The sequence below is a fragment of the Bacteroides sp. ET71 genome, from assembly GCF_023336905.1.
Classification (GTDB): domain Bacteria; phylum Bacteroidota; class Bacteroidia; order Bacteroidales; family Bacteroidaceae; genus Bacteroides.
Genome location: NZ_JAMBLS010000037.1, coordinates 19139 through 27133, shown reverse-complemented (window position 1 = coordinate 27133; position 7995 = coordinate 19139). Strand labels below are relative to the sequence as shown.

The window sequence follows — 7995 nt, the reverse complement described above, 5'->3', positions numbered from 1 at the left end:
AAAGGTATTACACTTGTAAATGTTTAACACATGAGAATAGTACAAACGTATCTTCTTTTGAAAGGGATATGAGTACACATGTAACCTTAAGATAAGTACTCAATAAACATTACATGTGAAAACAAATCCAATTGTAATGCTATACAATTCTTATTAATATGATATAAGATGTTATGTAATAAGCTGTTTATGAATATATATATTGCTATTATATAATCTTGTACTAAAGATAAAACTGTTTGATTACGGGTTACAATTGTAATTTGCCGAAAAACGCCTTGTCTAATCTAAATAAATCAATCATAATCAATTATATACAAACAATTGCTTGAGTTCAAAGTAAAAATAGAATTGCTTAAAATTACATATGAAATCCTACCTTTATATATTGCGTGGATTACAATCGTATAATCACAAATATTTCTGTAAATTTGCATATATACTTATTTTATTATACATTTGTAACCAGATATGCAGAATGTAAAGGAAGATATTTATGAATGAAATTAGGGATAGATTTAAAATGATTATGGAACGTGAGGGGTTGGCTGCTGGAGCTTTTGCAGAAAGTATAGGAGCTTCACAAGCCACTATTTCTCATATTCTAAGTGGCAGAAACAATCCAAGTGTAGAAATAATGCTTCGTGTGCATCAACGCTATGAAGATATAAATCTGGAATGGCTTTTAACAGGTAAAGGCAATATGAGCAATTCACAAGAATCTACACAGCCTCTTAGTAATAGCATCCGTGACTATCCTTTATTCGCTGAGAATGCAAAAAATCCGGATGCCTCTACGAATTGTGCTGAAAATCGCAAGGAAACTCTATTAGAATCAACTGCCAAAAGAGAAAAAAGTACAGTACATCAGGAAATTATATACAAAGAGAGGCCTCCAAGAAAAATTACAGAAATACGCATTTTTTTTGATGACAATACTTACGAAACGTTTAAACCTGCTAATTAATAAGGAAGTTTAAGAATAGCATAAAATATGAAAGTGGAAATACAGACACCGTATATCAATTGGCAGGGTTTATAGAAAACAATCGCTTGAAAGGGCAATTCAGAATGTCTGTTATGCTTAATGAGCTATCTTGAGTGAAATACAAAAGTTGGTGATTCTGGAAACCTATTTATCAGACTATTTCCTGTGATAATTTGTAGCTGGATATAAATATATGAATAATAAAAAGTAAAGAAGCAGGTTTCTCTTAACCAAAAGAAAAGTTTGTTTCTACTCTGCTTCTCGGTTTTTTGTATTATTTTTGCGAATGAAACTGATTAACTTACAATTTATGAAAAAATACATCTTGGATCTGTTCGTGACTGAAAATATCAGATTGCACGATCGCTATGTATTACTGAAATTAACTTCAAAAACAATTTTACCAGAAATACTACCTGGTCAGTTTGCAGAAATCCGGGTAGATGGTTCTCCTACTACTTTCTTACGACGTCCTATCTCCATCAATTATGTAGATAGGCAGAAAAACGAAGTGTGGTTCCTTATCCAACTCGTTGGAGACGGAACTAAGCATTTAGGAGAAGCAAAGAAAGGAAATTGTATCAATGTAGTGCTTCCGTTAGGTAACGGCTTTACAATGCCGCAAAAGCCTTCTGAAGACCTTTTACTGATAGGTGGTGGGGTCGGTATTGCACCTTTGCTTTATTTAGGAGAGCAATTGGTCGAGAAGGGAAGTAAACCTACTTTTTTGTTAGGAGCCAGAAGTGGAAACGACTTGTTACAGTTAACCGACTTTGCTCAATATGGTGAACTGTATATCACTACCGAAGACGGTAGTCTAGGCGAAAAAGGATATGTCACACAACATTCTATACTAAACAAAAGAAAATACAAAAAAATATATACATGTGGTCCTAAACCGATGATGATGGCGGTCGCCAAATATGCTAAAAGCAAAGGCATAGATTGTGAAGTTTCTTTGGAAAACACGATGGCCTGTGGAATTGGAGCATGCTTGTGCTGTGTAGAAAATACTATAGAAGGGCATTTATGTGTTTGTAAAGAAGGTCCCGTATTTAATATAAACAAATTATTATGGCAGATTTAAATGTAAAAATAGGAGAATTACAAATGAAAAATCCCGTAATGACAGCATCCGGGACATTTGGTTATGGAGAAGAGTTTTCTGATTTTATTGATATATCGCGAATAGGGGGTATCATTGTAAAAGGAACTACTCTTCACAAACGTGAAGGCAACCCGTATCCTCGTATGGCGGAAACTCCATCTGGAATGTTAAATGCTGTGGGACTGCAAAATAAAGGTGTACATTACTTTGTAGATTGCATATATCCCCGCATTAAAAATATACAGACTCATATTATTGTTAATGTTTCCGGTTCTGCCGTCGAAGATTATGTAGAGACCGCCTCTATTATCAATGAGCTTGTAAACATTCCTGCTATAGAATTGAATATCTCTTGTCCTAATGTAAAACAAGGAGGTATGGCTTTCGGAATAACCAGCAGAGGAGCTGAAGAAGTGGTGAAAGCAGTTCGACAGGTTTATAAGAAAACTCTTATAGTAAAATTATCACCAAACGTGACAGATATTACTGAGATTGCACGGGCGGTCGAAGCGGGTGGTGCAGACTGTGTCTCATTGATTAACACGCTATTAGGTATGGCTATCGATGCAGAGAAAAGACGTCCCGTATTATCTACTGTAACTGGAGGTATGTCCGGAGCTGCGGTTAAACCAATAGCTTTACGCATGGTATGGCAAGTAGCTAAGGCAGTAAAAATACCTGTCATTGGATTAGGAGGTATCATGAATGCAAGAGATGCCATAGAGTTTATGTTGGCAGGAGCTACTGCCATACAGATTGGCACTGCTAACTTTATTGACCCAACCATCACTCTGAAGGTAATTGACGGAATCAATGATTATTTGGAACGGCATGGATTTAAGTCTGTACACGAAATTATAGGTGCACTTGAGGTATAATCGCTTACAAATAGTCCCCATTCGCACTTATTAGAGAAAGGAAATGGACATTAAAGAAAAATATCCATTTCCTTTCTATTTGCATTGATTGATTATTTGTCCAGTAGGTCAGGACGTAATCTTTTGGTACGTTCAAGAGATTGCTGAAGTTCCCATTCTTTAATTTTTGCCTCGTGTCCGGAAAGTAAAATATCCGGAACTTTCCATCCTTTATAGTCAGCCGGTCGGGTATAGACGGGGGCGGCCAGAAGATTGTCTTGAAATGAATCTGAAAGAGCTGATTGTTCATCGGAGATTACACCAGGAATAATCCTTACAATAGCATCAGATATAACGGCAGCAGCCAATTCTCCTCCAGTCAAAACATAGTCACCTATGCTGATTTCTTTCGTAATAAAATGTTCTCGAATCCGGTAGTCAATTCCTTTGAAATGACCGCAAAGAATGATTAGATTTTGAGCCAGCGACAATGTATTGGCCATAGGCTGAGAAAACTGTTCGCCATCGGGCGTAGTAAAAATGATTTCATCGTATTTACGTTCGGCTGTTAAAGCATTGAGGCAATTCTCAATAGGTTCTATTTTCATAACCATGCCGGCAAAACCTCCAAAAGGATAATCGTCTACACGGCGATGTTTATCGTTTGTATAATCTCTAAGATTATGAATATGTATTTCAGCTAACCCTTTATTTTGGGCGCGTTTCATGATAGAACAGTTGAAGAAACCTTCCAGCATTTCAGGAAGAACAGTAATGATATCAATGCGCATAGAGTTATTCTTTTATATATTTTTGGGTGCAAAAATACAAATATTCGGGCAGAAACCTGTACTTTTGCAGGAAACAATAAGCATAAGCCATGACTGCAAAAGAAAAGATAGACCGATTGAGAGCTGACTTGCATAGGCATAACTATAATTATTATGTATTAAACGCTCCTGAAATCTCGGATAAAGAGTTCGATGACATGATGCGTGAACTACAGAATCTGGAACAAGCTTATCCGGAATATGCAGACGAAAATTCGCCAACGATGCGTGTGGGAAGCGATTTAAACAAGGATTTCGTGCAGGTAGCGCACAAATATCCGATGCTGTCATTGGGCAATACGTATTCAGAAAGCGAAGTAACCGATTTCTATAACCGGGTTAAAGAAAGCCTGAACGAAGATTTTGAAATCTGTTGTGAATTGAAATATGATGGAACTTCCATTTCTCTGACTTATGAAAATGGAAGGTTGCTGAGAGCTGTAACTCGTGGAGATGGTGAAAAGGGAGATGATGTGACAGATAATGTGAAAACAATCCGGAGTATCCCGTTGGTATTACATCATGGAAATTATCCTCAATCATTTGAAATTAGGGGAGAAATTTTAATGCCATGGGAATCGTTTGAAGCATTGAACCGAGAGCGAGAACTGAGGGAAGAGCCATTGTTTGCTAATCCTAGAAATGCAGCATCAGGTACATTAAAATCGCAGAACTCTGCTGTAGTAGCTGCAAGGAAACTGGATGCCTATCTATACTATCTGTTAGGCGAGGATTTACCATGCGATGGACATTACGAGAATTTGCAAACTGCCAAAACATGGGGATTCAAGATTTCTGACCACATGAAGAAGGCACAGACATTGCAAGACATTTTCGATTATATCAACTATTGGGATACTGAACGAAAAAATTTGCCCGTAGCTACGGATGGCATTGTACTGAAAGTGAATAGCCTGAAGCAACAAAGAAATTTAGGCTACACCGCCAAATCCCCCCGATGGGCCATTGCCTACAAGTTTCAGGCAGAGCGTGCATTGACCCGGTTGAACAAAGTAAGCTATCAAGTAGGTCGGACGGGAGCCATCACCCCTGTGGCAAACCTGGACCCGGTACAATTATCCGGTACAGTCGTTAGAAGAGCTTCACTGCACAATGCAGATATTATCGAAGGGCTGGATTTGCATATTGGCGACATGGTGTATGTGGAAAAAGGAGGAGAAATCATACCTAAAATCACAGGCGTAGCTAAGGAAATGCGAGATGGAAACTTGGGAGAGAAAGTCGTATTTATTACCCATTGCCCAGAGTGTGGCAGCAAACTGATACGTTATGAAGGAGAAGCCGCTCATTATTGTCCAAACGAAACTGCCTGTCCCCCGCAGATCAAAGGGAAAATAGAACATTTTATCAGTCGTAAAGCCATGAATATTGATGGATTGGGACCGGAGACGGTAGATTTGTTTTACCAACAAGGACTGATAAAAGACGTCTCAGATTTGTATCTGCTGAAAGTAGAAGACATTGAAAGACTGGAAAGAATGGGGCGAAAATCGGCTGAGAACATTGTAAAAAGCATTGAGCAAAGCAAATCGGTGCCTTACGAACGGGTTCTTTTTGCATTGGGCATTCGTTTCGTCGGTGAAACAGTAGCCAAACGTTTAAGTCGTTTTGCCACAGACATCACTGAACTTTATCAAGCAGAAACCGATGCTTTGACAGAGGTAGATGATATTGGTGAAAAAATAGCCCAAAGCGTAGTATCGTATTTCCGAAATCCACAAAATAAAGCATTAGTGGAAAGACTACGGCACATAGGCTTGCAAATGAAACAGAACGCTGAAGAACTGGCAGGAAAGACCGACAAATTGGCAGGACAAAATGTCGTTATCAGTGGCGTTTTCACACATCATTCCAGGGATGAATACAAGGCTCTCATCGAAAAACATGGAGGCAAAAATACAGGTAGCATTTCGGGAAAGACAAGTTTTATTTTAGCAGGAGAAAGTATGGGACCTGCCAAATTAGAGAAAGCCCGGAAGTTAGGAATACGGATTGTCAATGAAGACGAGTTCCTACAAATGATTGAATGACAAAGATTCCATTACATAAAAAATAAACCTATAACAAATATGATACGAACCAGGTTGAGAGGAATGGGGGTAGCATTGATTACTCCCTTCAAGTCAGATGAAAGTGTGGACTATGAGGCGTTGATGCGGCTGGTGGATTACCAGGTGCAAAACAACACAGATTTTCTTTGCGTGTTGGGCACGACGGCTGAAACGCCAACATTAACCAAAGATGAAAGGCAAAAAATAAAACAGATGGTCATCGAACGCGTAGGAGGACGGATCCCGATTCTTTTAGGAGTAGGAGGGAACAACACAAAAGCAGTGGTAGAGACATTACAGAAAGATGACTTCACGGGGGTAGATGCTATACTGAGCGTGGTACCCTATTACAATAAACCCTCACAAGAAGGACTTTATCAACACTATAAAGCCATTGCAGAAGCGACTGAATTGCCTCTGGTACTCTACAATGTACCTGGAAGAACCGGCGTAAACATGACTGCCGAAACAACTCTTCGCGTAGCCAGGGATTTCCATAATGTTATTGCCGTAAAAGAAGCTTCGGGAAATATCACACAGATGGATGACATTATAAAAAACAAGCCTGATACATTTGATGTCATCAGCGGAGATGACGGAATCACCTTCCCGCTTATTACATTAGGAGCAGTAGGGGTTATCTCTGTTATCGGAAATGCTTTCCCACGAGAATTTAGCAGAATGGTTCGACTCGCTTTACAAGGAGACTATGCCAATGCCTTGGCCATCCATCATAAATTCGCCGAATTGTTCAAGCTTTTGTTTGTCGATGGAAATCCTGCCGGGGTAAAAGCCATGCTAAATGCAATGGGCATGGTGGAAAATAAATTGAGGCTACCTCTAGTGCCCACACGTATCACTACCTTTGAAGCCATGAGAAAGATTCTGAATGAACTGAACATTAGATGCTAAATAATTTATTCCGCTGCACATATTCAGGACTGAGGTTTGAAAAAGGCCAATCAAATCGCAGTCCTGAATTTCCCTTTCTTGATTTTCTTTCTCAATCGTTGGCATGATTAACATGCTATCAGCTACCAGAAAACTTTTCATCCATTCTACTTAAAACTTGTTTATGTGGACAATAAGTTCTATCTTTACGCTAAAGATACACATCTTCAGCGTAAAGACACACATCTCTAGGCTAAAGACGTGCATCTTTAACCTAGAGATAGAACTAAACTAATACATAGACAATTATGGCAGAATACGAAATGCAGGAATCTAACCTGCCTAACGAAGAAGGAAAACGGATACTCTTCCCGCGAATGGTTATCAACACACAACGAGACTTAGAAGACATCGCTAAAACCATCAGCCAGACTTCTACCTTTTCGCCCGGCGACATTAAAGGCCTGATCATTGCTTTGGCCGATGAGATAGCTTATCGCATGGGAGAAGGTTGTTCTGTGAAAATCGATGGTATAGGAACATTCACCCCCTCACTGGGATTGCGAAAAGGAATTGAACGTGAAAGCAACGAAGAAGGTGGGCAGAAACGAAACTCCGTGTCTATATACATAGACAACATTGATTTCCGGGCCGATAAAGAATTCATTATCAAAACAGGAATGAATTGTACGCTCCATCGTTCGAAAAAGAAGTTTCAACGTTCATCACAAAATTTCTCTCCTGACGAACGTTTACAGAAGGCTTTGAAACATTTGGAGACACATCCATTTATCACAGTTCTTGACTATTGCCGACTGACTGGTTTATTGCGTAATGCAGCGGCTCAAGAACTAAGGCGTTGGAAAGCCGATCCACAATCCAGAATAGATAGCATCGGAAAGGGATCACACAAAGTATATGTAAGAAAAAACTAAAACCGACAAGCTTCTGCGTAAACGAAAAAGCACCCATTTATAAAATGAGTGCTTTTTTGTGACTCCTACAGGATTCAAACCTGTAACCTTCTGATCCGTAGTCAGATGCTCTATTCAGTTGAGCTAAGGAGCCCCAACTTTTTTATTAACCTCTTTGTGATTCCTACAGGATTCAAACCTGTAACCTTCTGATCCGTAGTCAGATGCTCTATTCAGTTGAGCTAAGGAACCATGTCTCTATTGATTTAACGGGTGCAAAGGTACGACTATTTTTTGAATTTGCAAGTGATTACGAGGAAAAAATATATTTTTTA

General features: G+C 39.0%; 7 protein-coding genes and 2 tRNA genes. 6 read left to right on the top strand and 3 right to left on the bottom strand.

Annotated elements, in window-relative coordinates; genetic code table 11:
• Positions 1-496 precede the first annotated feature (496 nt).
• The 3 genes from M3090_RS13600 to M3090_RS13590 all read left to right on the top strand — a co-directional run bounded on the left by M3090_RS13600 (position 497) and on the right by M3090_RS13590 (position 2974).
• Complete coding sequence (locus M3090_RS13600; RefSeq protein WP_249057196.1) at positions 497-967, top strand: helix-turn-helix domain-containing protein; 471 nt, start codon at positions 497-499, stop codon at positions 965-967.
• A 331-nt stretch (positions 968-1298) separates the two neighbouring features.
• The gene (locus M3090_RS13595) at positions 1299-2075 is read left to right on the top strand and encodes a dihydroorotate dehydrogenase electron transfer subunit (protein WP_249057194.1); all 777 of its coding nucleotides are present in this window, start codon (positions 1299-1301) and stop codon (positions 2073-2075) included.
• On the top strand, positions 2063-2974 hold the full coding sequence (locus M3090_RS13590; RefSeq protein WP_249057192.1) for a dihydroorotate dehydrogenase: 912 nt from the start codon (positions 2063-2065) through the stop codon (positions 2972-2974). Before M3090_RS13595 ends, M3090_RS13590 begins: the two co-directional genes overlap by 13 nt.
• A 92-nt stretch (positions 2975-3066) precedes the next feature.
• Here M3090_RS13590 and trmD read toward each other — a convergent pair whose 3' ends face one another.
• Entirely contained in the window at positions 3067-3744 is a 678-nt protein-coding gene (gene trmD / locus M3090_RS13585) for a tRNA (guanosine(37)-N1)-methyltransferase TrmD (protein WP_249057190.1), read from the bottom strand.
• Positions 3745-3833: 89 nt separating this feature from the next.
• On the opposite strand from trmD, the gene ligA reads away from it, so the two are divergent.
• The 3 genes from ligA (at position 3834) to M3090_RS13570 (ending at position 7681) form a co-directional block, all read left to right on the top strand.
• Positions 3834-5834, top strand: coding sequence for an NAD-dependent DNA ligase LigA (ligA, locus tag M3090_RS13580; protein WP_249057188.1), 2001 nt, complete (start codon positions 3834-3836; stop codon positions 5832-5834).
• Positions 5835-5873: 39 nt separating this feature from the next.
• Entirely contained in the window at positions 5874-6767 is an 894-nt protein-coding gene (gene dapA / locus M3090_RS13575; RefSeq protein ID WP_249057186.1) for a 4-hydroxy-tetrahydrodipicolinate synthase, read from the top strand.
• A 287-nt stretch (positions 6768-7054) separates the two neighbouring features.
• Positions 7055-7681 (top strand): HU family DNA-binding protein, encoded by a 627-nt coding sequence (locus tag M3090_RS13570; protein WP_249057184.1) that lies wholly within the window; start codon positions 7055-7057, stop codon positions 7679-7681.
• 59 nt (positions 7682-7740) lie between these two features.
• Here the strand turns inward: M3090_RS13570 and M3090_RS13565 are convergent.
• A tRNA-Arg gene (locus M3090_RS13565) sits at positions 7741-7814 on the bottom strand.
• Positions 7815-7838: 24 nt separating this feature from the next.
• Positions 7839-7912 (bottom strand) — tRNA-Arg (locus M3090_RS13560).
• Between the last annotated feature and the right edge of the window lie 83 nt (positions 7913-7995).